At 28.5% G+C, this 26305-nt stretch carries 36 protein-coding genes, 1 tRNA gene and 2 rRNA genes; 2 read left to right on the forward strand and 37 right to left on the reverse strand.

The genetic code is table 11. The annotated features are described in order from the left end of the window. Positions 1–101 precede the first annotated feature (101 nt). From cysS to aroE, 6 genes are all read right to left on the reverse strand, one after another. Positions 102–1532: a cysteine--tRNA ligase gene (gene cysS / locus AB4W56_RS01575; RefSeq protein WP_367675727.1), complete on the reverse strand. Its 1431-nt coding sequence runs from the start codon at positions 1530–1532 to the stop codon at positions 102–104. A 187-nt stretch (positions 1533–1719) separates the two neighbouring features. After that, the gene (cspE, locus tag AB4W56_RS01580) at positions 1720–1929 is read right to left on the reverse strand and encodes a transcription antiterminator/RNA stability regulator CspE (protein ID WP_158349571.1); all 210 of its coding nucleotides are present in this window, start codon (positions 1927–1929) and stop codon (positions 1720–1722) included. A 376-nt stretch (positions 1930–2305) separates the two neighbouring features. Then, a 5S ribosomal RNA gene (rrf, locus tag AB4W56_RS01585) occupies positions 2306–2421 on the reverse strand. An 80-nt stretch (positions 2422–2501) separates the two neighbouring features. Next, positions 2502–5417 (reverse strand): 23S ribosomal RNA (locus AB4W56_RS01590). Between the two features lie 196 nt (positions 5418–5613). Next, positions 5614–5686: transfer RNA gene (locus tag AB4W56_RS01595), tRNA-Glu, on the reverse strand. 110 nt (positions 5687–5796) lie between these two features. Next, positions 5797–6690: a shikimate dehydrogenase gene (gene aroE / locus AB4W56_RS01600; protein ID WP_367675728.1), complete on the reverse strand. Its 894-nt coding sequence runs from the start codon at positions 6688–6690 to the stop codon at positions 5797–5799. 263 nt (positions 6691–6953) lie between these two features. Here aroE and def point away from each other — a divergent pair, with 263 nt between their 5' ends. Both def and fmt read left to right on the forward strand, forming a co-directional pair. After that, positions 6954–7394, forward strand: a complete 441-nt coding sequence (gene def / locus AB4W56_RS01605) for a peptide deformylase (protein ID WP_367675729.1) — start codon at positions 6954–6956, stop codon at positions 7392–7394. A 29-nt stretch (positions 7395–7423) separates the two neighbouring features. Next, positions 7424–8392: a methionyl-tRNA formyltransferase gene (gene fmt, locus AB4W56_RS01610; RefSeq protein WP_367675730.1), complete on the forward strand. Its 969-nt coding sequence runs from the start codon at positions 7424–7426 to the stop codon at positions 8390–8392. Positions 8393–8448: 56 nt separating this feature from the next. Here the strand turns inward: fmt and rplQ are convergent, their stop codons facing one another. The 31 genes from rplQ to rpsG all read right to left on the reverse strand — a co-directional run bounded on the left by rplQ (position 8449) and on the right by rpsG (position 26304). Beyond that, entirely contained in the window at positions 8449–8814 is a 366-nt protein-coding gene (gene rplQ / locus AB4W56_RS01615; protein ID WP_367675731.1) for a 50S ribosomal protein L17, read from the reverse strand. Between the two features lie 43 nt (positions 8815–8857). Then, entirely contained in the window at positions 8858–9841 is a 984-nt protein-coding gene (gene rpoA, locus AB4W56_RS01620) for a DNA-directed RNA polymerase subunit alpha (RefSeq protein ID WP_367675732.1), read from the reverse strand. Between the two features lie 33 nt (positions 9842–9874). Next, positions 9875–10495, reverse strand: coding sequence for a 30S ribosomal protein S4 (gene rpsD, locus AB4W56_RS01625; protein WP_367675733.1), 621 nt, complete (start codon positions 10493–10495; stop codon positions 9875–9877). A 26-nt stretch (positions 10496–10521) separates the two neighbouring features. After that, positions 10522–10911, reverse strand: a complete 390-nt coding sequence (rpsK, locus tag AB4W56_RS01630; protein WP_367675734.1) for a 30S ribosomal protein S11 — start codon at positions 10909–10911, stop codon at positions 10522–10524. Positions 10912–10930: 19 nt separating this feature from the next. Continuing rightward, positions 10931–11287 (reverse strand): 30S ribosomal protein S13, encoded by a 357-nt coding sequence (gene rpsM / locus AB4W56_RS01635; protein WP_367675735.1) that lies wholly within the window; start codon positions 11285–11287, stop codon positions 10931–10933. Positions 11288–11360: 73 nt separating this feature from the next. Beyond that, positions 11361–11477, reverse strand: a complete 117-nt coding sequence (rpmJ, locus tag AB4W56_RS01640) for a 50S ribosomal protein L36 (protein ID WP_367675736.1) — start codon at positions 11475–11477, stop codon at positions 11361–11363. 49 nt (positions 11478–11526) lie between these two features. Beyond that, on the reverse strand, positions 11527–12861 hold the full coding sequence (gene secY, locus AB4W56_RS01645; protein WP_367675737.1) for a preprotein translocase subunit SecY: 1335 nt from the start codon (positions 12859–12861) through the stop codon (positions 11527–11529). 12 nt (positions 12862–12873) lie between these two features. Beyond that, a complete protein-coding gene (rplO, locus tag AB4W56_RS01650) occupies positions 12874–13311 on the reverse strand; it encodes a 50S ribosomal protein L15 (RefSeq protein ID WP_367675738.1) in 438 nt (145 codons plus the stop codon). A gap of 4 nt (positions 13312–13315) precedes the next feature. Then, positions 13316–13498, reverse strand: a complete 183-nt coding sequence (rpmD, locus tag AB4W56_RS01655; RefSeq protein ID WP_367675739.1) for a 50S ribosomal protein L30 — start codon at positions 13496–13498, stop codon at positions 13316–13318. Between the two features lie 9 nt (positions 13499–13507). Further along, positions 13508–14011 carry a 30S ribosomal protein S5 gene (gene rpsE, locus AB4W56_RS01660; RefSeq protein ID WP_367675740.1) on the reverse strand — a complete coding sequence of 168 codons (504 nt, stop codon included), beginning with the start codon at positions 14009–14011 and terminating at the stop codon, positions 13508–13510. 16 nt (positions 14012–14027) lie between these two features. Continuing rightward, positions 14028–14393, reverse strand: a complete 366-nt coding sequence (rplR, locus tag AB4W56_RS01665; protein WP_367675741.1) for a 50S ribosomal protein L18 — start codon at positions 14391–14393, stop codon at positions 14028–14030. Between the two features lies 1 nt (position 14394). Continuing rightward, on the reverse strand, positions 14395–14931 hold the full coding sequence (rplF, locus tag AB4W56_RS01670) for a 50S ribosomal protein L6 (RefSeq protein WP_367675742.1): 537 nt from the start codon (positions 14929–14931) through the stop codon (positions 14395–14397). 12 nt (positions 14932–14943) lie between these two features. Then, on the reverse strand, positions 14944–15339 hold the full coding sequence (rpsH, locus tag AB4W56_RS01675) for a 30S ribosomal protein S8 (RefSeq protein ID WP_367675743.1): 396 nt from the start codon (positions 15337–15339) through the stop codon (positions 14944–14946). A 38-nt stretch (positions 15340–15377) separates the two neighbouring features. After that, positions 15378–15683, reverse strand: a complete 306-nt coding sequence (gene rpsN / locus AB4W56_RS01680; RefSeq protein ID WP_367675744.1) for a 30S ribosomal protein S14 — start codon at positions 15681–15683, stop codon at positions 15378–15380. A gap of 25 nt (positions 15684–15708) precedes the next feature. Next, positions 15709–16248, reverse strand: coding sequence for a 50S ribosomal protein L5 (gene rplE, locus AB4W56_RS01685; RefSeq protein ID WP_367675745.1), 540 nt, complete (start codon positions 16246–16248; stop codon positions 15709–15711). 15 nt (positions 16249–16263) lie between these two features. Continuing rightward, positions 16264–16581, reverse strand: coding sequence for a 50S ribosomal protein L24 (rplX, locus tag AB4W56_RS01690; RefSeq protein WP_367675746.1), 318 nt, complete (start codon positions 16579–16581; stop codon positions 16264–16266). Positions 16582–16605: 24 nt separating this feature from the next. Further along, complete coding sequence (gene rplN, locus AB4W56_RS01695; protein ID WP_367675747.1) at positions 16606–16974, reverse strand: 50S ribosomal protein L14; 369 nt, start codon at positions 16972–16974, stop codon at positions 16606–16608. A gap of 111 nt (positions 16975–17085) precedes the next feature. After that, on the reverse strand, positions 17086–17340 hold the full coding sequence (rpsQ, locus tag AB4W56_RS01700) for a 30S ribosomal protein S17 (RefSeq protein ID WP_367675748.1): 255 nt from the start codon (positions 17338–17340) through the stop codon (positions 17086–17088). After that, positions 17324–17533: a 50S ribosomal protein L29 gene (gene rpmC / locus AB4W56_RS01705; protein ID WP_367675749.1), complete on the reverse strand. Its 210-nt coding sequence runs from the start codon at positions 17531–17533 to the stop codon at positions 17324–17326. The genes rpsQ and rpmC overlap by 17 nt, the downstream gene beginning before the upstream one ends. Beyond that, the gene (rplP, locus tag AB4W56_RS01710) at positions 17533–17943 is read right to left on the reverse strand and encodes a 50S ribosomal protein L16 (RefSeq protein ID WP_367675750.1); all 411 of its coding nucleotides are present in this window, start codon (positions 17941–17943) and stop codon (positions 17533–17535) included. The genes rpmC and rplP overlap by 1 nt, the downstream gene beginning before the upstream one ends. Before the next feature lie 17 nt (positions 17944–17960). Further along, positions 17961–18662 (reverse strand): 30S ribosomal protein S3, encoded by a 702-nt coding sequence (gene rpsC / locus AB4W56_RS01715; RefSeq protein ID WP_367675751.1) that lies wholly within the window; start codon positions 18660–18662, stop codon positions 17961–17963. A 23-nt stretch (positions 18663–18685) separates the two neighbouring features. Beyond that, positions 18686–19024 carry a 50S ribosomal protein L22 gene (gene rplV, locus AB4W56_RS01720; RefSeq protein WP_367675752.1) on the reverse strand — a complete coding sequence of 113 codons (339 nt, stop codon included), beginning with the start codon at positions 19022–19024 and terminating at the stop codon, positions 18686–18688. 12 nt (positions 19025–19036) lie between these two features. After that, the gene (rpsS, locus tag AB4W56_RS01725) at positions 19037–19315 is read right to left on the reverse strand and encodes a 30S ribosomal protein S19 (RefSeq protein WP_367675753.1); all 279 of its coding nucleotides are present in this window, start codon (positions 19313–19315) and stop codon (positions 19037–19039) included. Between the two features lie 20 nt (positions 19316–19335). Continuing rightward, positions 19336–20163 carry a 50S ribosomal protein L2 gene (rplB, locus tag AB4W56_RS01730; protein WP_367675754.1) on the reverse strand — a complete coding sequence of 276 codons (828 nt, stop codon included), beginning with the start codon at positions 20161–20163 and terminating at the stop codon, positions 19336–19338. 28 nt (positions 20164–20191) lie between these two features. Further along, complete coding sequence (rplW, locus tag AB4W56_RS01735) at positions 20192–20491, reverse strand: 50S ribosomal protein L23 (RefSeq protein WP_367675755.1); 300 nt, start codon at positions 20489–20491, stop codon at positions 20192–20194. Then, positions 20488–21096, reverse strand: a complete 609-nt coding sequence (gene rplD / locus AB4W56_RS01740; RefSeq protein WP_367675756.1) for a 50S ribosomal protein L4 — start codon at positions 21094–21096, stop codon at positions 20488–20490. Before rplD ends, rplW begins: the two co-directional genes overlap by 4 nt. Before the next feature lie 12 nt (positions 21097–21108). Then, on the reverse strand, positions 21109–21738 hold the full coding sequence (gene rplC / locus AB4W56_RS01745; RefSeq protein ID WP_367675757.1) for a 50S ribosomal protein L3: 630 nt from the start codon (positions 21736–21738) through the stop codon (positions 21109–21111). Positions 21739–21763: 25 nt separating this feature from the next. Then, positions 21764–22075, reverse strand: a complete 312-nt coding sequence (rpsJ, locus tag AB4W56_RS01750; protein WP_367675758.1) for a 30S ribosomal protein S10 — start codon at positions 22073–22075, stop codon at positions 21764–21766. Between the two features lie 313 nt (positions 22076–22388). Next, a complete protein-coding gene (gene tuf, locus AB4W56_RS01755; protein ID WP_367675759.1) occupies positions 22389–23573 on the reverse strand; it encodes an elongation factor Tu in 1185 nt (394 codons plus the stop codon). Positions 23574–23638: 65 nt separating this feature from the next. Then, on the reverse strand, positions 23639–25744 hold the full coding sequence (gene fusA, locus AB4W56_RS01760; RefSeq protein WP_367675760.1) for an elongation factor G: 2106 nt from the start codon (positions 25742–25744) through the stop codon (positions 23639–23641). 89 nt (positions 25745–25833) lie between these two features. After that, positions 25834–26304 carry a 30S ribosomal protein S7 gene (gene rpsG / locus AB4W56_RS01765; protein WP_367675761.1) on the reverse strand — a complete coding sequence of 157 codons (471 nt, stop codon included), beginning with the start codon at positions 26302–26304 and terminating at the stop codon, positions 25834–25836. Position 26305: the final 1 nt, after the last annotated feature.

Below are 26305 nucleotides of genomic sequence, written 5' to 3' on the forward strand. Positions count from 1 at the left end.
TTATAAAAATATAAATTTTATTCTACTTTTTACAATAGAATATAAACTTTAATTAGTTAATTAAATAATATATTAAAAAATATTGAAAAATATAAATATAATTAAAAATTACCTTTTTTCCATAATGTTCCACAAGGAGTATCTTCTAATATAATATTTAATTTATATAATTTATTACGTAATTTATCTGCTTTCCCCCATAAATTATATTTTCTTGCAATGTTACGTTTTTTAATTATCTCTATAATATAATTATTTTGATTTATATCATTAAATTTATTTAGTGAATTATATTTATTTAAAAAAATTATAGGATCTTGAGATAATAATCCTATTGTATTAGCTAAATATTTTAATTGATATGCTAATTGTTTTGCCAAAACAATATGATAATTATTTAAATAAAAACTTATTTTTTGTGCCAATTTAAATAATATTGATATTGCTTGAGGAGTATTAAAATCATCATTCATAGATTTATAAAAATAAACAGATAAGTAATAATATTTATGTGATATTTTATCTGTTATCATTAGATCCTTAATACTACTTTTATATAAGATAAAATATAATTTTCTTAAATCTATACATGATTTTTGAATATTTTTTTGAGAATAATATAAAGGACTTCTGTAATGAGTTGATAAAAAAAAATATCGAATTACTTCAGAATCATATGTTTTTAAAATATTTTTTAAAGATAAAGAATTATCTAATGATTTTGACATTTTTTTATTTCTTATCAACAACATACCTACATGCATCCAATAATTTCCATATTGATAAATACTATTAAAACATATAGATTGAGCTCTTTCATTTTCATGATGAGGAAATAATAAATCTATCCCTCCCCCATGAATATCAAAATTACTTGAAAAATAATCATGATTAATAGCTGAACATTCAATATGCCAACCTGGTCTACCTTTCCCCCAAGGAGATTCCCAACAAGGATCATCTAAAAATACTTGTTTTTTCCATAAAACAAAATCTTGATTATTATATTTAATATTTAATATATTTTTTTTATTATTATTTTGTAATTTATTTAATAATTGACTTGAAAAAACACCATATTTTAAATAACTAGAAACAGAAAAAATAATATCTCCATTTATTGCAATATAAGCATTTTTATTATCTAAAAGCACTTGTATCATATTAATTATCGTATTAATATGATGAGTAGCAAGCGGTTGAAAAGTAGGAGATTGTAGTCCTAATTTTTTAAAATCAGTCTTCATTTCTAAAATCATACGTTTAGTTAAAGAAGAAAATTTTTCTTTATTCATTTTTGATTTTTGAATAATTTTATCATCAATATCGGTAATATTTCGAACATAATTAAATTTATATCGACAATGTTGTAAATATTTCACTATCATATCAAAAAATGTAAATGTACGACCATGACCTATATGACAATAATCGTATACAGTTACCCCGCATACATACATATTGATTTTTTTAAAATTATTTGAAAAAAAAAATTCTTTTTTTTTAGTTATGGTATTAAATATTTTTAACATCACATAGCTCTACAATATAAACAAATTAATTTTTAAATATAAAAAATAAAACTTTAAAATCATTTCAATTTATAAAATATAATATAATACAGTATGTATTATATTCATAGCCACAGAACGATAAATCCTCTATCCGAACTGTGGAGCGTGTTCTATTTAAAATTTGCAATATTATTTATATTATAAATTATAAGCTAACTACATTAGCAGCTGAAGGTCCTTTTGCACCTTCAGTAATTTCAAACTCAACACTTTGACCTTCTGATAAAGTTTTAAACCCATTACTCTGTATAGCTGAAAAATGAACAAAAACATCTTTACTACCATCTTCTGGTGTAATAAAACCAAAACCTTTTGATTCATTAAACCATTTCACATTGCCTTTAATCTTGGACATCTTTACTTTTAAACCTACCAAATAAATACTACAAACTAATTTTTTTATATAAAAAATTAGTTAACAATCATTATTTCCTACTGGAATATAAGATAAAAATAAAAATTTATATATTAAATACAAAATAAAAGTAATTATAATACATAAAAATTATACTTTAAAATTAATATAAATTATATATATTTAGATTTTATATTATAAAATTTAAAATATTACATAAAAATTAAAAATAATAAAATGAGTTGTGATTTTAAGATTTATAATTACAGAAATATATCGATATTTTTATTAAATATACCTATATGTAATATAGGAATAAATAAATATAAAATTAAAATAGTATAAAACATTACATAATAAAAATAAAATTTCAGTACCCTGATAACTCCCTACTCTCACACAAGGAAACCCTGTACTACCATCGGCGTTATAATATTTCACTTCTGAGTTCGGTATGGAATCAGGTGGTACCATTACACTATTATTATCAGGATACTGAATAAACTTATATTTTAAGTTTAATTATTAGTTTTTTTTAGAATATAAATTAATAAAAACAACTGTGGTGTTGTAAGGTTAAGCCTCTTGGGTCATTAGTACTGGTTAGCTCAACATATTACTATGCTTACACATCCAGCCTATCAACGTTGTAGTCTTCAACATCCCTTCAGTAGACTTTCGTCTCAGGGAAGACTAATCTTGGGGAAAGCTTCGTGCTTAGATGCTTTCAGCGCTTATCTCGTCCGCATATAGCTACCGGGCAATGCCATTGGCATGACAACCCGAACACCAGTGATGCGTCCACTTCGGTCCTCTCGTACTAGAAGTAGCTCCCCTCAATCTTCCTGCGCCCACGGCAGATAGGGACCGAACTGTCTCACGACGTTCTAAACCCAGCTCGCGTACCACTTTAAATGGCGAACAGCCATACCCTTGGGACCTGCTTCAGCCCCAGGATGTGATGAGCCGACATCGAGGTGCCAAACACCGCCGTCGATATGAACTCTTGGGCGGTATTAGCCTGTTATCCCCGGAGTACCTTTTATTTGTTGAGCGATGGCCCTTCCATACAGAACCACCGGATCACTAAGACCTGCTTTCGCATCTGCTCGCGTCATCACGCTCGCAGTTAAACTGGCTTATGCCTTTGCACTAACCTCACGATTTCCGACCGTGATTAGCCAATCTTTGTGCTCCTCCGTTACTCTTTGGGAGGAGACCGCCCCAGTCAAACTACCCACCAGACACTGTCTCTATTCCGGATTACGAAATTAGGTTAGAATATTAAATTTCAAAAGGTGGTATTTCAAGGACGACTCTATTAAGCCTAACGACTTAATTTCTTAGTCTCCCACCTATCCTACACATTAAAAATCAATATTCAGTGTCAAGCTATAGTAAAGGTTCACGGGGTCTTTCCGTCTTGCCGCGGGTATACTGCATCTTCACAGCAATTTCAATTTCACTGAGTCCCAGGTGGAGACAGCCTAGCCATCATTACGCCATTCGTGCAGGTCGGAACTTACCCGACAAGGAATTTCGCTACCTTAGGACCGTTATAGTTACGGCCGCCGTTTACCGGGGCTTCAGTCTAGAGCTTCAAGTTACCTTTAACTCCTTCGATTAACCTTCCGGCACCGGGCAGGCGTCACACCGTATACGTCCATTTTCATGTTTGCACAGTGCTGTGTTTTTAATAAACAGTTGCAGCTAGCTGGTATCTTCGACTGATTTCAGCTAAAAGAGTAAATCTTATCACTTACAATCAGCATGCCTTCTCCCGAAGTTACGGCACCATTTTGCCTAGTTCCTTCACCTGGGTTCTCTCAAGCGCCTTAGTATTCTCTACCTAACCACCTGTGTCGGTTTGGGGTACGATTTAGTGATATCTCTAGCTTAGAGGATTTTCTTGGAAGCATGGTATTAATTACTTCATTACCGTAGTAATTCGTCATCACATCTCAACTTTTTAAATAACCGGATTTTCCTAATTATTCTGTCTACCTGCTTAAACCAGGACAACCGTCGCCTGGATAATCTAACCTTCTCCGTCCCCCCTTCGCAATAACACTAAGCACAGGAATATTAACCTGTTTACCATCGATTACGCCTTTCGGCCTCACCTTAGGAATCGGCTTACCCTGCCCCGATTATCGTTGGACAGGAAACCTTGGTTTTTCGGCGAACAGGTTTTTCACCTGTTTTATCGTTACTCATGTCAGCATTCGCACTTCTGATACCTCCAAAGTACTTTACAATACTTCTTCAACAGCTTACAGAACGCTCCCCTACCCAATAAAAAATATTATTTTATATTGCCACAGCTTCGGTGTATAGTTTTAGCCCCGTTACATCTTCCGCGCAGGCTGACTTGACCAGTGAGCTATTACGCTTTCTTTAAATGATGGCTGCTTCTAAGCCAACATCCTGGTTGTCTATGACTTCCCACATCGTTTCCCACTTAACTATAACTTTGGGACCTTAGCTGGTGATCTGGGTTGTTTCCCTTTCCACAACGAACGTTAGCACCCGCTGTGTGTCTCCCGTGATAACATTCTACGGTATTCGGAGTTTGCATCGGATTGGTAAGTCGGTATGACCCCCTAACCGAAACAGTGCTCTACCCCCGAAGATGAATTCACGAGGCGCTACCTAAATAGCTTTCGGGGAGAACCAGCTATCTCCCGGTTTGATTGGCCTTTCACCCCTAACCACAAGTCATCCGCTAATTTTTCAACATTAGTCGGTTCGGTCCTCCAGTTAGTTTTATCCAACCTTCAACCTGCCCATGGCTAGATCACCGGGTTTCGGGTCTGTACCTTGAAACTTATCGCCCATTTAAGACTCGGTTTCCCTACGGCTCCCCTATTTGGTTAACCTTGCTACAAAGTACAAGTCGCTGACCCATTATACAAAAGGTACGCAGTTACCTGATAAAATAGGCTTCTACTGCTTGTACGTATATGGTTTCAGGATCTATTTCACTCCCCTAACCGGGGTTCTTTTCGCCTTTCCCTTACGGTACTAGTTCACTATCGGTCAATCAGGAGTATTTAGCCTTGGAGGATGGTCCCCCCTTCTTCAAACAAGATTTCTCGTGTCCCGCTCTACTTTTTGAGTTCACTAATACTATTTTTTTCGTATACTGGGCTATCACCATGTTTCGCTATTTTTTCCAAAATATTCTACTAAAAATAGTAAAGATTACAACTCTAGGCTTTTCCCTTTTCGTTCGCCACTACTAAGGGAATCTCAATTGATTTCTTTTCCTCAAGATACTTAGATGTTTCAATTCTCTTGGTTTGCCTTGTTAATCTATGTATTCAATTAACAATGACGTATTATCTCTAATACATCGGGTTTCCCCATTCGGATACCATCGGATAATCACGCTTCTTATCAGCTCACCGATACTTTTCGCAGATTAGCACGTCCTTCATCGCCTCTGATTGCCAAGGCATTCACCATATACGCTTACTTGCTTAACCTTACAACCCACAGATGTTTTTATTAATTTATATTGTAAAAGAACGAAAAATTAAAAATTTAAAACAAAAAAAATATCAATAAATATTAATAAATATTAATAAATATTAATAAATACTTCTTATAAAATTTATAATATATCATAACACATTATTTTATTTAAGTATAACATTTTTTAATTTAAATGTTAATTATTTTCGTCCCCTAGGGGATTTGAACCCCTGTTGCCGCCATGAAAGGGCGATGTCCTGGACCTCTAGACGAAGGGGACAATCAAAAATAATTAAAAATACTATTTTAAAATGTATAAAATAAATAAATATAAAACATAATAATTATAATAAATTTAAGATATAATTCTTACAAAATATTATAAAATAGTCAAGTGTTTTTTTTATTTTTTATTCTATTTAAAACATTATAAATTTTATATTTCTTATTTCGATTTAAATAATTAATAACTGTATCAATATTAGGTAAAATATTATTCCAAAAATAAAAAGAATAAGCTGCTTGACTAACTAACATACCGATACCATCAGAATAATATTTTGCCCCACAACTTTTACACCATTTTAGAAACATAGTCATATCATCACTATAACAAATATCATAAAAAAAAGTTTTATCAGAATTAAAAATAATATTAGGAATAAAAAAACGGTTATTTCCTTGAAAATCAACAGAAGTGGTATGAATAATTAAATTATAATGTAATTTATACAACTTATGAAATTCATTTAATTTAATTGCCTTAATACAACCTAAATGTTTAAAATATGATACTATATTATTTGCACGTTCTAATGTTCGATTTAAAATATCTATAGAACAATTAAAAGATAATAAATATGGTATAATACCCCGAGCAGCCCCACCTGCACCGATTAATAAAACACGAAATCCTAAATTAATAAAATTTAATCGTTTTAGATCATATAATAATCCAATACCATCCGTATTATCACCAACAATTCTGTTATTTTCTGTACTTTTTAAAGTATTTACAGAACCAGAAATATATGCTCTTTCCGTTAATATATTAGATAACTTATATGCCTTTTCTTTAAACGGAACCGTAACATTTGCTCCTTTTCCATAACTATGAAAAAAATTATAAACAAAATTACAAAAATCTTGTTTTTCAATACATTTCACACTATAATTAAAATTAATGTCTATTTGTTTAGAAAATAAATCATAAATTATTGGTGATTTAGAATGATTTACAGGATTACCAAACAGTAAATAATTATTTTCTTTATTATCAATCATTTTAAATAATCCTCCAACAAAAATATTACAAATTTTATAATAAATTTAATATTTATTTTAGATTAATAAAAGTAAAAAATCACAACTTAAATATAATAAAATATTAAAATACTAATTTTATATATCCATATATTTATATAAAAATTTCATCATTTACTTTAATGAAAATAATATAAAATCATTAAAATAAATCTATTAAATATACTATTGTATTATAAAAGAATATAATATATAAACAATTAATTTCAAAATATATATACTTTATGTCATTCTTAAAAATATTAAAATATCCAGACAAACGATTAAGACGATCAGCACAACCTGTTAATAAAATAAATAAAAAAATACATAAAATAATTCATAATATGTTTGAAACCATGTATCAAGAAAAAGGAATTGGATTAGCTGCTACACAAGTTAATATCAATTTAAAAATTATAGTTATTGATAAAATCAGCAAATATTATGATACCTTAGTATTAATTAATCCAAAAAAAATTTATGAATATGATAAAATTAGTACAACAGAAGGATGTTTATCACTTCCAGGAATAAAAAAAGAAATCACAAGATCAAAACATATTACAATTCAAGCTCTTAATTATTATGGAAAAAAAATTACATTACAAGCTAAATCATTATTATCAATTTGTATACAACATGAAATGGATCACCTGATTGGAAAGTTACTAATAGACTATTAAAAATATATTTTAATTAGAGATATAAAATAATGATTCATAAAAATAATCTAGAAAAATCATTAAAAATTATTTTTGCAGGAACTTCAGATTTTTCTGCCAACTATTTAAATTTACTATTACTATCACATCATCGAATATTAGCTGTATTAACACAACCAGATCGACCCAATACAAGAGGAAAAAAGATAATCCAATCACCTGTTAAATTTTTATCAGAAAATTATAAAATCCAAACATTTCAACCTAATACTTTTCACACAATACATATCTTGAAATTCATGATGATAAAAATCAATTTTATTATCGTCATTGCATACGGAATTATTATACCTAAATATATATTAAATATATTTCCTAAAAAATATCTCAATATACACACTTCATTATTACCAAAATGGAAAGGTGCAGCTCCTATCCAATGGTCCATTTTAAATGGAGATTATAAAACAGGAATCACCATAATACAAATGGATGAAAATATGGATACTGGAAAAATATTACATAAAATATCATGTCCAACAAGTATACGAGAAACAACAATTAGTTTAACAAAAAAATTATATAATATTAGTAGTCAAAAAATATTAACTATCATTAATAATATACAAAATAAAAAATATCAATTTAAACAACAAAATCCAAAAGCTACAACATATGCAATAAAAATAAAAAAAAAAATGGCATCACTCAATTTTTTTATGAATGCAAAACACATAGATCGAATGATAAGAGCTTTAAATCCTAAACCAGGAACTTATATTAAAATTAAAAATAATATAATTAAAATTTTTAAAGTTACTATTTTAAAAAGTATTAAAAAATATCACATCGGCGAAATTATTAAAATAAATAATCATGGTATTCAAATACAAACAATAAAAAATATAATAAATATTCAAAAAATTCAGTTACCAGGAAAAAAAATAATCAAAATATCTGAATTTATTAATTCTCATCAAAAAATTTTTTCAAAAGGCAATATCTTGAATAATAAATAATTAAAAATAGAACGGCAATAATATGCCGTTAAATATAATAATTACTTAAAAATTTTCTATACTTTAACTCGATTAATCAATTGAATATAAGCAATCGGTGCTTTATCGCCAATACGAAAGCCACATTTTAGAATTTGGGTATAGCCTCCAGAACGATTGAGAAAATGTGGACCAATATCACTAAATAATTTATGCACTATTAAATTATTTCGAATTTTAGAAAAAATTAATCTTCTATTACTCACATTATCGATTTTAGAAATAGTCACTAACGGTTCAACTATAGAACGTAATTCTTTTGCTTTAGGTACAGTAGTCTTTATAATTTCATATTGTAATAAAGAGCAAACCATATTATTAAACATAGATTTTAAATGACTTGAATTACGATTTAAATGACGACCACTTTTTCGATGTCTCATAATAACCCTTTTATAAAAAAAATAATATGCATAATGTATATTTCTATTTATTAGATAAATCTTTAGGAGGCCAATTATTTAAACACATACCTAACGATAATCCTCGTGAAGCTAATATATCTTTAATTTCTGTTAAAGATTTTTTACCTAAATTAGGTGTTCTTAACAATTCTATTTCAGTCTTTTGAACTAAATCACCAATATAATGTACTAATTCTGCTTTTAAACAATTTGCAGACCGAACAGTTAACTCTAAATCATCTACTGATCGTAATAAAATAGGTTCAAATTCTGGTTTTTTTTCTTCTACTTCAGATTCTTTAATGTTACGTAAATCAACAAATGGCTTTAATTGTTCTGATAATATTGTAGCAGCACGTCGAATTGCTTCTTCAGCATCAATTGTTCCATTAGTTTCCATTTCCATAATTAATCGATCTAAATCAGTTCTTTGTTCTACTCGCACTGATTCAACAAAATATGAAACACGTTCTATTGGACTATAACAAGCATCTAATGATATACACCCAACATCCTTAGTATTAAATTTTATTCTTGATGCAGCAGGAATATAACCTTTCCCATGTTCTACTCTCATTCTCATGTTAATAGATGATGACTTATGTGTCAAATGACAGATTATATGTTCTGAATTAATAATTTCCACATTCCCATCATGAGTAATATCAGATGCAAAAACTGGTCCAATCCCACATTTTTTTAATTTTAACATTACTGAATCTTTACCATATACCTTAATTGCTAAAGATTTTAAATTTAACAATATTTCAAGAATATCTTCCTGAACACCTTCCTTGGAACTATATTCATGTAACACTCCATCAATATGAACTTCAGTTATTGCGTAACCAGGCATAGAAGAAAGTAAGATTCTACGTAATGCATTACCAAGAGTATAACCAAAACCTCTTTCTAAAGGTTCTAAAATTACCTTTATAGCAGTACAACTCTGTTGTTGAATATTCACTATACGAGGTTTTATAAAATATTTAATAAAACTATGCATTTTTTTATCTCTCCTAATAATACATTTTATAGTCTATTTAGAATATAATTCGATAATAAGATGTTCATTAATATCCGATGATAATTCAGACCTATCAGGATATCGATAAAATACACCTTCCATATTTTTACTGTCTACTTGTATCCAACTAGATTTTTCTCTTGCTTCCGATAATTCTAAAGAATCTTTAATTCTTTTTGTATTTTTAAATTTATCTCTAATTTTTATACAATCATTAGGTAATAAACGATATGACGCAATATTAACAATGCGATTATTAACCATAATAAATTTATGATTAATTAATTGTCTAGATTCAGAACGTGTAACACCTAAACCTATCCGATATACTACATTATCTAATCTACTTTCTAATAATATTAATAAATTATCTCCTGTATTGCCTTTTAATTTTGCAGCAAGCTTATAATAATTCCGAAATTGACGTTCTAATATTCCATATAAACGACGTACTTTCTGTTTTTCTCGCAATTGTATACCATATTCAGATAATCTAGTTTTACGAAAACCATGTTGTCCGGGTAACTGATTCAATTTACATTTTGAATCAATAGAACGATAACCGGATTTTAAAAATAAATCTGTATTTTCACGACGACTTAACTTTAACTTTGGTCCTAAATATTTTGCCATTTTACTTTCTCATTAATTATTTAAAATTATACACGTCGCTTTTTAGGTGGACGACATCCATTATGAGGTATAGGAGTAATATCAGTAATGTTAGTAATTCGAAAACCAGCAGCATTCAATGCACGAATAGTAGATTCTCTTCCTGGTCCAGGTCCTTTTACCATGACTTCTAAATTTTTAATTCCATAGTCTTTAACACATTCAACGCATCTTTCTGCAGCTACTTGAGCCGCAAAAGGTGTAGATTTCCGTGATCCTCTAAATCCAGAACCTCCAGAAGTAGCCCATCCTAAAGTATTACCTTGACGATCAGTAATAGTAACTATAGTATTGTTAAAAGATGCATGAATATAAGCAATACCATCTGTAATTTGTTTTTTTATACGCTTTTTGGAACGTACTAAAAATTTTCCCATAGTTTAAAATTCTCTAAAATTATTTTTTTATTGGTTTTCTAGGACCTTTGCAAGTCCGAGCATTTGTTTTAGTTCTTTGTCCTCGAACAGGTAACCCTCGACGGTGTCTCAATCCACGATAACATCCAAGATCCATTAACCGTTTAATATTTAATGTTTTTTCTCTTCTTAAATCTCCTTCTACAACAAATTTAGCAACAGAATCTCTTAATAAATCTAATTGATTTTCATTTAATTCTCCAATTTTAGTATGTTCTGATATCCTACAACTCATACAAATCACTTTTGATCTAGTTTTACCTATTCCATATATTAACTTTAATGCAATAGAAGTATGTTTATGATTAGGAATATTTATCCCTGCAATACGAGCCATTATATGCACCTCTATAATAAGTATTAAAAATAATTTATAATATTTTTACAACTAATATTTTCTAAATTATAACTTATCCCTGACGTTGTTTATGTTTAGGATAATTTTTACAAATAACACGCACAACATGTTTTCTTTTTACAATCTTACAACTACGACATAATTTTTTTACTGATGTTCTAACTTTCATAATTTCACCATATATTAAATTATATTAATCTAACCATAATGACACAATTTTATAATTTAAAATTACTAATATTTAAATTAGATTTTTTTAAAATCGAACTATATTGACTAGACATTATTAATGTCTGAACTTGAGTAATAAAATCTATAATAACTACTACTACAATTAATAATGATGTTCCTCCAAAATAAAATGGAACATGCATACATAATCTCATAAAATCTGGAATAAGACAAATAAATAAAATATATAAAGAACCGATAAAAGTTAATCTAGCTGTTACATTACTAATATATTTAGAAGTCTGCTCTCCAGGCCGAATACCTGAAATAAAAGCTCCAGATTTTTTTAAATGTTCAGATGTTTCACGAGAATTAAATGTTAAACTAGAATAAAAAAAACAAAAAAACACAATACAAATTGAATAAATTATTATATATAATATATGACCTGGTTGTAAATATGAAATAAATTTTATTAACCAATAATATTTATTACTAACTCCAATCCATGAAAATATAGTAAGAGGAAAAATCATAATACTAGAAGAAAAAATAGCAGGTATTACCCCTGACATATTTATTTTTAATGGTAAATGAGTATTTTGCATAGCATATATTTTTCGAATTTTATGTTGATGTACATAATTTAAAATAATCTTACGATAACTTCTTTCCATAAAAACAACTACAAAAGTAACGAAAAAGATAACAGACAAAATAACTAATAACATTAATATATGTAATTCACCATTTTTAATTTGTTTAATAGTATTATTTATAGCCATTGGTAAACTAGATATAATACCAATAAAAATAATTACTGAAATACCATTACCAATACCATATTCAGTAATTAATTCACCTAACCACATTAATAAAATTGTTCCAGTTAATAAACTCATAGAAGAAACAATATAAAAATAAAAATCAGGATTCAAAACTAATCCTTTCATACCAGGTATATTTGGTAATGTACTAGCAATACCAATAGATTGAAATATACATAAAAAACAAGTTAAGTATCTTGTATATTGATCAATTTTACGTCTACCTAATTCACCATCTTTTCGAATATCTGATAACCTAGTATTTACTAATGTTAATAATTGCATAATAATTGAAGCAGAAATATAAGGCATAATACCCAATGAAAAAATTGAAGCTCGACTTAAAGAGCCACCAGAAAACATATTAAATATATCAATAACAGTACCTTTCTGATCTTTTATAAGATTTTCTAAAATAGTACTATCAATCCCTGGGATAGGAATAAAAGAACCAATTCGAAAAACTAATATCGCAATACCCAAGAAAATCACTCTATTTTTCAATTCAATTAAATTACTATTATTATGAATATTTGACTTTATTTTTCGTTTCATTATTTACTTTACTTATTCCTCAATTTTCCCACCTAAAGATTGAATGATAGAACGAGCACCTTTTGTAACTTTTAAACCTCGAATAATTAATGATGATGTCTTTAAATACCCAGAGTTGATAATTTTAACATATTTAATATTTTTTTTAATAATATTACATTGTTTTAAAACATTTAAGTCAACAATATTTTTAGATATATTCTGTATTTCAGACAATCTAACTTCAGAAGTCATAATTTTTTTTCTAGACAAAAATCCAAATTTTGGAATACGACGATACAATGGAGTTTGACCTCCTTCAAAACCTCTTCTAATACTAACACCAGATCTTGATTTCTGACCTTTATGTCCACGTCCAGCTGTTTTTCCAAAACCTGAACCTATTCCCCTACCAACTCTTTTATGTAACTTACGTGATCCCTTTTTAGGTGCTAAATTATTTAAATACAATATATTATTCCTCTTTTATTTTAATCATATAAAAAATTTTATTGACCATACCTCTAATAGAAGGATTATCCTCTCTCTCAACTATATCTCCAATATGACGTAATCCTAAACTTAATAAAGTCGATTGATGTGTTTTTAAACATCCTATTTTACTTTTAATTTGCATAATCTTTAATTTTTTAATCATGTGAATATACTATCCTCCTATAATATCAAAAATTGATTTATTTCTTTTTTCTGCAATCATTTTTGGAGATTTCATATTCTTCAATCCGCGTATTGTCGCTCGTACTACGTTAATTGGATTAGTAGAACCATAAGTTTTAGCTAATACATTTTGTATACCTACAACTTCTAAAACAGCTCGCATTGCTCCACCTGCAATAATTCCTGTTCCTTTCGAAGCAGGTTTCATAAATATACTCGAACCAGTATGAGAACCTTTTACAGCATGCTGTAAAGTACCATTATTAATTGTAATCACAATCATATTACGACGAGCCTGATCCATAGCTTTTTGAATAGCTGCAGGCACTTCTCGAGCTTTACCATATCCAAATCCTACTTTTCCTTTTTGATCACCTACTACTGTCAATGCAGTAAAAGAAAAAATTCTACCTCCTTTTACTGTTTTTGATACTCTATTAACTGTAATTAATTTTTCTTTCAATTCATTCTGAGTATGTTCTATTTTTACCATACTAATTTATTTTACCTCAAAAGTTTAATCCTGCTTTTCGAGCAGATTCTGCTAAAATTTTTATACGACCATGATACTTAAAACCAGATCGATCAAAAGAAACGGTATTAATTCCCTTATTTATAGCTCTATTTGCAATAATTGATCCAATTACATCGGCAGCTTGTTTATTACCAGTATAAATAAGATTTTTTTTAATTTTTTTTTCTAGAGTAGACGCAACTACCACAATAGATTCAGTATTTGAATCAATAATTTGAGCATATATATGACGTGATGTACGATGTACAACTAAACGAATTTTATTTAATCTTTTCAGATGTAAGCGTACTTTTTTTGCTCTACGTATACGAATATTTTTTTTATTATTTATACTATTCATATTATTTTTTCTTAGCCTCTTTAATACGTACAAATTCATCTGAATAACGAATACCTTTTCCTTTATAAGATTCTGGTTTCCGTTTAGATCGTAAATTTGCAGCTACTTGACCTAATAATTGCTTATCAATACTTTTTAAAATAATTTCTGTAGAAGATATATTTTCTGCAATAATTCCATGAGGCAAACAATACTTAATTGCATGAGAATACCCTAAAAACATATTAATTATATTATTTAATTCTATTGAAATTTTATATCCAACACCAACTAATTTTAGTTTTTTTGAAAATCCTTGAGTAACACCAATAATCATAGAATTTACTAATGATCTAACAGTGCCAGCTTGCATCCAAGAATCATATTTCTTTAATTTAGGTTTAAAAAATAATACATTATTACAATTTTTAATTATAACAGAACTATGAAAATTTCTTTTAAGAATATGATTTTTACTTTCTACAGTAATCATATTATTATTTAACATAATTTTTACATTTTTAGGTATCGTAATTGATTTTTTAGCAATACGAGACATGTATCCTCCATATTAAGATACAAAACAAATAATTTCACCACCAATTCCCATTTTTTTAGCTACTTTATTACTAATTACACCTTTTGAAGTAGAAAGAATAGCTATCCCTAAACCATCCATAACATCTGGTAAATGTTTTTTATCTTTATAAACACGTAAACTAGGTTTACTAATACGTTTAATCTCTTCTATTACAGACTTCCCGTTAAAATATTTAAGAATAATTTTTAATACTAATTGATCCATAATATTTTTAACAACATAATCTTGAATATAACCTTCTTGTTTTAAAACAGAACTAATTGCAATTTTCAATTTAGAAGAAGGCATAAACACTGCAATCTTATTAGCTAATTGACTATTTCGAATTCTTGTTAACATATCTGATATAGGATCTTGCATACTCATTATATTTATACTCACTTGTTATAAAAATTATAATTATTTTACCAACTAGATTTTTTTAAACCTGGAATTTCTCCCCTCATAGCAGATTCTCTTAATTTCATACGACTCAATCCAAATTTTCTAATAAACCCATGTGGTCTTCCAGTTTGTAAACAACGATTTCTCTGTCTAGATAAACTAGAATCACGAGGTAAAGTCTGTAATTTTAAAACCGCTTTCCAACGCTCTGATTGAGTAATTAACATATTAGAAATAATTTGTTTTAAACTTTGACGTTTTTTAAAAAATTTTATTCCTAATTTAATACGTTTTTTTTCACGAGCTTTCATTGACTCTTTAGCCATATTATTCTATGTACCTTTTATAGTATTAAACACGAAATGGAAAATGAAAATAAGATAATAATGCTATACCTTCATTATCTGAATTAGCAGTAGTTGTAATTGTAATATCTAAACCCCGAATTTTATCAATATTATCATAATTAATTTCAGGGAAAATAATTTGTTCACGTATACCTAAACTATAATTCCCTCGACCATCAAAAGATTTTTTAGAAAAACCACGAAAATCACGAATTCTAGGTATAACAATAGAAATTAATCGATTTAAAAAATCCCATTTTCTTCGACCCCGCAAAGTTACTTTACAACCAATAGGATATCCTTCTCGTATTTTAAAACCAGAAATAGATTTTCTTGCTTTAGTAATACATGGTTTTTGACCAGAAATAGTCATTAAATCTAAAATTGCATGATCCAAGGCTTTTTTTTCATGTACAGCTTTCCCAATACCCATATTTAAAGTAATTTTATTAATTTTAGGTACTTGCATAATAGAACTATATTTAAATTTTACCATTAATTTTTCTATTATATGTTTTTTATAATAATCATTTAATATTACCATTGTATACTCCCAATTTTATCTAACAATCTGATTATTTGATTTTAAAAACCTAAATTTTTTACCAGAATCTATTCTAAACCCAATACGATCCGGTTTTTTAGTAATAGGATTTAAGATTGCTACATTAGAAATATGAATAGGAGATTCTTTTTCTATAATTCCTCCATTTTGATTTTGAGATGGTATGGGTTTTTGATGTTTTTTAACTATATTTACTCCTTCTACAATGATTTTATCCTTATTTTTAAAAATAAATTTCACTTTTCCAATTTTTTTTTTATCTTTCCCTGATAATACCATTACAATATCATTCAATCTAATTTTTAATGCCATTATTTATTTCCTTATTAAAACACACTATAAAACTTCAGGAGCTAATGAAACAATTTTCATAAATTTTTCTATTCTTAATTCACGTGTTATAGGACCAAAGACTCGAGTACCAATAGGTTGTTCAGAATTATTTAAAATTACACATGAATTAGTATCAAAACGAATTAAAGAACCATCCGATCTACGAATACCTTTTTTAGTACGTACTATAACAGCTTTTAAAACCTCTCCTTTTTTAACTTTTCCTCGCGGTACAGCTTCTTTAATAGTTACTTTAATAATATCACCAATACCAGCATATCTCCTTTTAGAACCTCCTAAAACACGAATACACATAGCAAACCGTGCTCCTGAATTATCAGCAACACGTAATATTGTTTGTTCTTGAATCATAAGATATCCCTGTGCTATTTATAATACTATAATTAATAAATACTCAAAATTTAGTATAATAAAAATTTTTAAATTACAAGAAGACATGTAAAAATCATGCCTTCATAAAAATTAAAAATTAAATTTTTTAAACACTTTAATTAAAATCCATGATTTAGTTTTAGACATTGGACGACATTCAGATATTTCAACAATATCTCCATTAGAACATGTATTATATTCATCATGAATATGAAGTTTTGTTTTTCTTCTAACAAACTTTTTATAAATAGGATGTTTAATAAATCTTTCTATAGCTACTACTGCTGATTTATGCATTTTATCACTAATTACTCGACCTTTCAATATCTTAATTTTTTGAATCATGTATCCGATTTCTCTTTTCAGTCAATATAGTTTTAACTCTAACAATATTACGACGTACTATTCGTAATAAATGAGTATTCTGTAATTTTTTATTAGACAATTGAATTTTCAAATTAAATTTTTCCTTTAATAAATTCAATAAATCAATATATAACTCATGAGATGATTTTTTACGCAATTGAATTAATTTCATTACATCGCCATTTTAGTTACAAAAATAGTTTTAATAGGAAGTTTAGATGCTGCCAATTTAAATGCTGAACGAGATTCTTCTTCAGAAATACCATTTATTTCATATAATATCTTACCAGGCTGCACCAAAGCTACCCAATATTCAACATTACCTTTTCCTTTTCCCATTCTTACTTCTAATGGTTTTTGAGTAATAGGTTTATCTGGGAAAATACGTATCCAAATTTTTCCTTGTCGTTTCATAGAACGCGTAATAGATCGTCTTGCAGATTCAATTTGACGACCAGTTAAACGTCCTCGAGTAATTGCTTTCAATCCAAACTGACCAAAATGAATATTAGAATTTAATGCTAAACCCCGGTTTTTCCCTTTATGCATTTTTCGGAATTTAGTACGTTTAGGTTGTAACATTATCTACATTATCTCCTTTATTTTCGATATTTACGATATGTTTTCTTTTTATTAATAATATTTTGTTGAGAATTTTCAAGAATTTTCATTCCATCCAAAATTTCACCTTTAAAAACCCATACCTTAACACCAATAATACCATATGTAGTATGTGCTTCAGATAAGCTATATTCAATATCTGCACGTAAAGTATGTAAAGGAACTCGACCTTCACGATACCATTCTGTCCTTGCTATTTCAGTACCACCTAAACGACCACTAACTTCTACTTTAATACCTTTAGCTCCTTTCTTCATAGCATTTTGAACTGCTCTTTTCATTGCTCTACGAAACATAATTCTTCTTTCTAATTGTGAGGCAATATTATCAGCAATTAATTTAGCATCTAATTCTGGTTTTTTAATTTCCGAAATATTAATTTGCGCTGGAACACCTGCAATAATAGCAATTTCTGATCTTAATTTCTCAACATCTTCACCTCCCTTTCCAATAACAATTCCAGGACGAGCGGTATAAATAGTGATACGAATATTTTTTGATATACGATCAATTATAATTCGAGAAATAGATGCTTTATTCAACTTTTTGTTTAAAAATTGACGAATTTTAAAATCACTATATAAATATTCAGAAAATTTTTTACTATTTGCAAACCAAGTAGAATTCCAATATTTTATAATACCTAATCTCATACCATGAGGATGCACTTTTTGACCCATATTTATTCCTTTAAAATATTATCTTATTTATCTATAGAAGATACAATAACAGTAATATGACTAGTACGTTTTAAAATACGATCTGATCGACCTTTAGCTCTAGGTATCATTCGTTTCATTACAGGACCTTCATCTACAAAAATATTTTTTATAAATAAATCATTTTTATTTAAACCATAATTATGATTAGCATTCGCAATAGCAGAATCAAGTACTTTTTTGACTAAAAAAGCTGATTTTTTTTTATGATAATTTAAAAAATCTATTACATGAACTACTTTTTTACCTCGAATGAAATCAACAATTAGTCGTACTTTTTGTGCTGACGATTTCGCTTTTTTATATTTAGCTAAAATTTCCATTTATTTTCTTACCTAACGTTTTTTAATTTTTTTATCTGCCGTATGACCTCTATAAGTACGAGTCAAAGAAAATTCACCTAATTTATGACCAACCATATCTTCCGTAATAAATACCGGTATATGTTGACGACCATTATGAATAGAAATTGTTAAACCCACCATATCTGGGAAAATTGTTGATCGTCTAGACCATGTTTTAAAGATTTTTTTTTTACCAGATTGATTTATTTTTTTTATTTTAGATAATAAACTAAGATCAATAAAGGGTCCTTTTTTAAGGGAACGAGGCATATTTAAAATATCCTTAACAATTATTTATTACTATTACAATTACGTAAAATAAATTTATTAGTACGTTTATTCTTACGAGTTTTTTTACCTTTAGTTTGTTGACCCCATGGAGTGACTGGATGTTTCCCAAAATTTCTACCCTCTCCCCCACCATGAGGATGATCAACAGGGTTCATTGCAGTACCACGAACTGTAGGGCGAATACCCCTCCAACGAGAAGCACCTGCTTTCCCTAAAACTCTCAACATATGTTCAGAATTACCAATTTCACCAATCGTTGCTCGACATTTAGATTCAACTTTACGTATCTCACCGGAACGTAATCTTAATGTTACATATACACCTTCTCTAGCAATAATTTGAGCATAGTTTCCAGCTGTTCGAGCAATCTGACCACCTTTATTAGGCTTCATCTCAATATTATGTATTAAAGTACCGACTGGAATATTTTTCATTGGTAAACTATTACCAATTTTAATCATAACTTTAGAACCTGAAACCACTTCATCTCCCACTTTTAATTTTTTAGGAGCTAAAATATACTTTCTAGTACCATCCTGATATAAAACTAATGCTATATTAGCAGATCGATTAGGATCATATTCTAATCGTTCAACACGAGCAGTAATATCATCTTTAGATCGCTTAAAATCAATAATACGATAAATTCTTTTGTGATTACCTCCAATATGTCGAGTTGTAATGCGACCTTGATTATTTCTACCACCACTTTTATGACTACCAGTAGATAATAAAGAATATGGTCTGCCTCGATATAAATGAGGATTAACTACTTTAATAACATGTCGACGACCTGGGGATGTTGGTTTACATTTTACAATTACCATACTAATTTTCTCCAATCACTTTATTTAATTAGACATCATTTATACAATCTAATTTTTGTCCTTTTTGTAAAGTAATATAAGCTTTTTTCCAATGCTTCTTATAAATATTATATTTTCCTTTCTTTTTTATTTTACCTTTAACTAAAACTGTATTAATGCCTTTAATATCCACTGAAAATAATTCTTGCATAGCTAATTTAATTTCTAATTTAGTTGATTTTACGGAAACTTTAAATGTTACTGTATTATTTTTATTTAAAAAAATAGAAGATTTTTCAGATATATGTGGAGTATATAAAATTTTAAATAATTTTTCTTGTGATATCATGCAAGTAAAATTTCCTCAATTGTTTTAATTGCTGAACTAGTCATAATAATATTTTTAAAAGCAATTAATTGTATAGGATTAATAGATTTAATATCTTGAATACATACTTTATGTAAATTTCTAGATGCTAAAAGTAAATTATTATCTATATTATTCTGAATAATTAAAACTTCTTCTAAAGAAATACTTTTTAATTTTTGTAATAAAAGTTTTGTTTTGGGATATAATATAGAAAAATCTTCAAAAATAATTAATCTATTTTTACGTATCAACTCTGAAAAAATACTTTTCAATGCTCCACGATACATTTTTCTATTAACTTTTTTACTATAAATCTTTGATTTTGCTGCAAAAGTTACCCCTCCTGATCTCCATAAAGGACTCCTAATAGAACCTACACGAGCACGACCCGTTCCTTTCTGACGCCATGGTTTTTTACCTGAACCAGATACTTCAGATCTATTTTTTTGAGCTCGACTACCTTGACGAGAACCAGATGAATATGCAACAGTTACTTGATGAACCAATGATTTATTAAATTCTTGATTAAAAATAATATCTGAAACAGAAATAGAGACTCCTGAATCTTTAAGTATTAATTCCATTTTATTGTTTCCTTATACCTTTACAGCTGGTTTAATAATTAAATCACCACCAGTTGCTCCAGGAACAGAACCTTTAACAAATAATAAGTTCTTTTCAGTATTAATTTTAATAATATTTAAATTCTGTATTGTAACACGATGATTTCCTAAATGACCAGACATTTTTTTACCTTTAAATACTCTTCCTGGAGTTTGATTTTGACCAATTGAACCAGGCGCTCTATGTGATAATGAATTTCCATGAGTAGCATCCTGCATACTAAAATTCCAACGTTTTATAGTACCTGAAAATCCTTTACCCTTAGATACTCCAGTAACATCAACTTTTTTAAAAGCATCAAATAATCCAATACTAAGCTTTTGACCTAATTTAAATTTTTGAACATCTAAAATTTTAAATTCCCATAATCCACGACCTGCTAGTGATCCTGATTTAGCAAAATGACCAATTTCTGATTTCAATAACCGATTTTTTTTTTTAATCCCAGTGGTTACTTGAATAGAACAATAGTGATCATTAATAAAATTTTTAATTTGAGTTATACGATTTTCTGTAACTTCAATGACAGTTATCGGAATGGAGGCACCCTCTTTAGTAAAAATACGTGTCATTCCAATTTTTTTACCAACTAAACCAATCATTATTTCACCAATTATAATTATAAAATTAACTTAAACTAATTTGTACATCTACTCCTGAAGCTAAATCTAATTTCATTAACGCATCAATAGTCTTTTCAGTAGGTTGTACAATATCAATTAACCTCTTATGTGTGCAAATTTCATACTGATCACGTGCATCTTTATTTACATGAGGCGAAATTAAAACAGTAAACCGTTCTTTCCGAGTAGGTAAAGGAATAGGTCCTCTAACCTGTGCTCCAGTTCTTTTAGCTGTTTCTACAATTTCAAATGTCGATTGATCAATTAATCGATGATCAAAAGCTTTTAAACGAATACGAATTCTTTGATTCTGCATAGAATCATAACTCCAGTTATATAAAAACATTAAAAGACTATCTAATTTATACAAATATTTTATAGATAGATGTTATAACAATATAATACAAAAAATTACATACGTATATATACAATTTATTTTAATAATAATATAATTATTAAAATAATCATAAAAATATAATATTTCAATTACATACTTATTAATTATTATATTATAAATTATATTTATTAGTAATACATAATCAAGAAAAGAGTATTTTTATTCTCTTCTCTTGAACATATTTTAAAACAATTATTTATATAAAACCATATCAAATCAATACACAACATTACTAATTAATCACTTTTACTACAACTCCTGCGCCGACAGTTCTTCCACCTTCTCGAATTGCAAATCTTAATCCATCTGACATAGCTATAGGATTAATTAAAGTTACGATCATTTTAATATTATCTCCAGGCATAACCATTTCTACACCTTCTGGCAACTCAATAAAACCAGTAACATCTGTAGTTCTAAAATAAAATTGAGGACGATACCCTTTAAAAAACGGAGTATGTCTACCACCTTCTTCTTTAGATAAAATATATACTTCTGACTCAAATTTAGTATGAGGATGAATACTTCCAGGTTTAGATAAAACCTGACCCCGTTCTATTTCATCACGCTTAGTTCCCCTTAATAAAACTCCAACATTTTCTCCAGCACGTCCTTCATCCAATAATTTTCTAAACATCTCTACGCCTGTACAAATTGTTTTAGTAGTAGGTTTAATACCAACAATTTCTACTTCTTCTCCAACTTTTATAATACCTTTCTCAACTCTTCCAGTAACTACTGTACCTCGTCCAGAAATAGAAAATACATCTTCAATAGGTAATAAAAATGGTTTATCAATATCACGTTTAGGTAAAGGAATATAAGTATCTAAAGCATTAGATAATTCAATAATTTTTGATTCCCATTTAGGATCACCTTCTAATGCTTTTAAAGCTGATCCTCTAATAATTGGAATTTCATCACCTGGAAAATTATATTGTGTTAATAAATCACGAACTTCCATTTCTACTAATTCCAGTAACTCTTCATCATCAACCATATCACACTTATTTAAAAATACTACCATATGTGGAACACCTACTTGACGACCTAATAAAATATGTTCTCGAGTTTGAGGCATAGGACCATCAGTCGCTGCTACAACTAAAATCGCTCCATCCATCTGAGCTGCTCCAGTAATCATATTTTTAACATAATCAGCATGACCAGGACAATCAACATGCGCATAATGACGAACTTGAGTATCATATTCAACATGAGATGTATTAATTGTAATACCTCTTGCTTTTTCTTCAGGAGCATTATCAATCTGATCAAAAGCGCGAGCAGAACCACCATAACGTTTTGATAAAACAGTTGTAATAGCAGCAGTTAAAGTAGTTTTACCATGATCGACATGTCCTATAGTACCTACATTAATATGTGGTTTTAAACGTTGAAATTTTTCTTTAGACACAATTTTTTCCTTTTGTATAACTTGGTATAACTAATAATAAATATATTACAATATAATTTAAAATATTATTCTCGTTTGTCAATAATATTCATTGAAATATTTTTAGGAGTTTCTAAATAACTTAAAAATTCCATAGAATATGAAGCTCTTCCTTGTGTTTGAGAACGTAAATCTGTTGCATATCCAAACATTTCTGATAAAGGAACTTTAGCAGAAATGATTTTACCTATTTTCAAATCTTGCATACCCTCAATTACGCCTCTTCTACGATTTAAATCTCCTATAACATCCCCCATATAATCCTCTGGAGTTTCTACTTCTACCTTCATAATGGGTTCTAGTAGTACTGGAGTTGCTTTTTTAAAAGCATCTTTAAATGCTATAGAAGCTGCAAATTTAAATGCAAGTTCAGATGAATCAACATCATGATAAGAACCAAAATGTAATCTAATTCCTATATCCACTACTGGATATCCTGCAAGAGGACCAGATTTTAATTGCTCCTGAATACCTTTATCAATTGCTGAAATATATTCACTAGGAATGACACCACCTTTAATATCATTAATAAATTTATATCCTACATCACCTGATTCTAATGGAAATATATCAATTACAACATGTCCATATTGACCTCTTCCTCCAGATTGCTTAATATATTTACCTTCAATATCATAAACTTTATTTTTAATTGTTTCACGATATGCAACTTGAGGTTGACCAACATTAGCATCAACATTAAATTCTCTCTTCATACGATCAATAATTATTTCTAAATGTAGTTCGCCCATACCAGAAATAATAGTTTGATTAGATTCATGATCAGTATGTACTCGAAAAGAAGGATCTTCTTTAGCTAATCGATTTAATGATAACCCCATTTTTTCCTGATCAGTTTTTGTTTTAGGTTCTATTGCAATAGAAATTACTGGTTCAGGAAATTCCATTTTTTCTAAAACAATTGGATTATTTATATCACATAAAGTATCACCAGTAGTTACATTTTTTAGACCAATAGCTGCAGCAATATCACCAGCTCGAACTTCTTTAATTTCTTCTCTTTTATTAGCATGCATTTGAACAATGCGACCAAACCGTTCTTTTTGTAATTTCCCTGAATTCAAAACAGTATCTCCAGATTTTACAATACCTGAATATACTCTAAAAAAAGTTAAATTACCGACAAAAGGGTCAGTAGCTATTTTAAATGCTAAAGCAGAAAAATATTCTTTATCATCTGAAATACGTTTATTTTCTATTAATGGATCATCATTCATAACTCCTGTTACAGAATCTACATCAACTGGAGAAGGTAAATAATCAATAATCGCATCTAATAATGCTTGAACACCTTTATTTTTAAATGCTGATCCACAAGTAATCAATGTAATTTCATTACTTAAAGCTCTATTTCGTAACCCAATTTTTATTTCTTTTTCTGATAAAAATACATTATTTAAATATTTATCCATCATAGATTCATTTGATTCTACTGATGCCTCAATCAATATTTGATTCCATATTTTTGATTCAGATAACATATTTTCAGGAATATCTTTAACATTAAATGTAATACCTTGATCTAATTCATTCCAATAAATTGCTTTCATTTTTACTAAATCTATTATACCAATAAATTTATCTTCTGCACCTATAGGTAATTGAATTGGTATTGGATTAGATTTTAATCGATCTTTCATTTGTTCAATTACTCTAAAAAAATTTGCACCTATACGATCCATTTTATTAATAAATGCTATTCTAGGTACTTTATATTTATTAGCTTGTCTCCATACAGTTTCCGATTGAGGTTGTACTCCTCCTACTGCACAATAAACCATCACTACGCCATCTAAAATACGCATAGATCGTTCTACTTCAATAGTAAAATCTACATGTCCTGGAGTATCAATAATATTAATATGATGCGAAGGAAATTGATTATACATCCCAGACCAAAACGTAGTAGTAGCAGCTGAAGTAATTGTAATGCCACGTTCTTGTTCTTGCGCCATCCAATCCATTGTAGCGGCTCCATCATGAACTTCACCTATTTTATGATTAATACCTGTATAAAATAAAACACGTTCAGTTGTCGTTGTCTTTCCTGCATCTATGTGAGCACTAATTCCAATATTTCTATAATTTATAATGGGCGTCTTTCGAACCATGTTTGATCCTCTTTGAATCAAATGTAATGTGAAATGAAGAATATGTTATTAAGTTATTATAACTATTTAACAAATATAGTAAATACATATTACCAACGATAATGAGCAAAAGCTTTATTTGCTTCAGCCATACGATGTACTTCTTCTCGTTTTTTAATAGCAGCACCTTTATTTTCTAAAACATCTAATAATTCATGAAATAAACGAAGAGACATAGACTTATCTGTTCTTTTCCGAGCTGCTTCAATAATCCATCGCATTGCTAATGCATTTCTTCTAATAGGTCTTACTTCAACCGGTACTTGATATGTTGAACCTCCTACTCGACGAGATTTTACTTCTACAAGAGGGCGAATATTTTCTAAAACTAAATCAAAAATATTTAATTCACTTTTTTTAGTTTTTTGAGACAACTTATCTAAAGCTGAATATACAATTACTTCAGCAATCGATTTTTTACCATCTACCATTAATATATTAATAAATTTTGCTAATACCTCAGAAGAAAATTTTGGATCTGGTGCAATTTTTCTATGTCCAATAACACGCCGACGCGCCATA

The organism is Buchnera aphidicola (Phyllaphis fagi) (assembly GCF_964058955.1).
GTDB classification, from domain to species: domain Bacteria; phylum Pseudomonadota; class Gammaproteobacteria; order Enterobacterales; family Enterobacteriaceae; genus Buchnera_L; species Buchnera_L aphidicola_AI.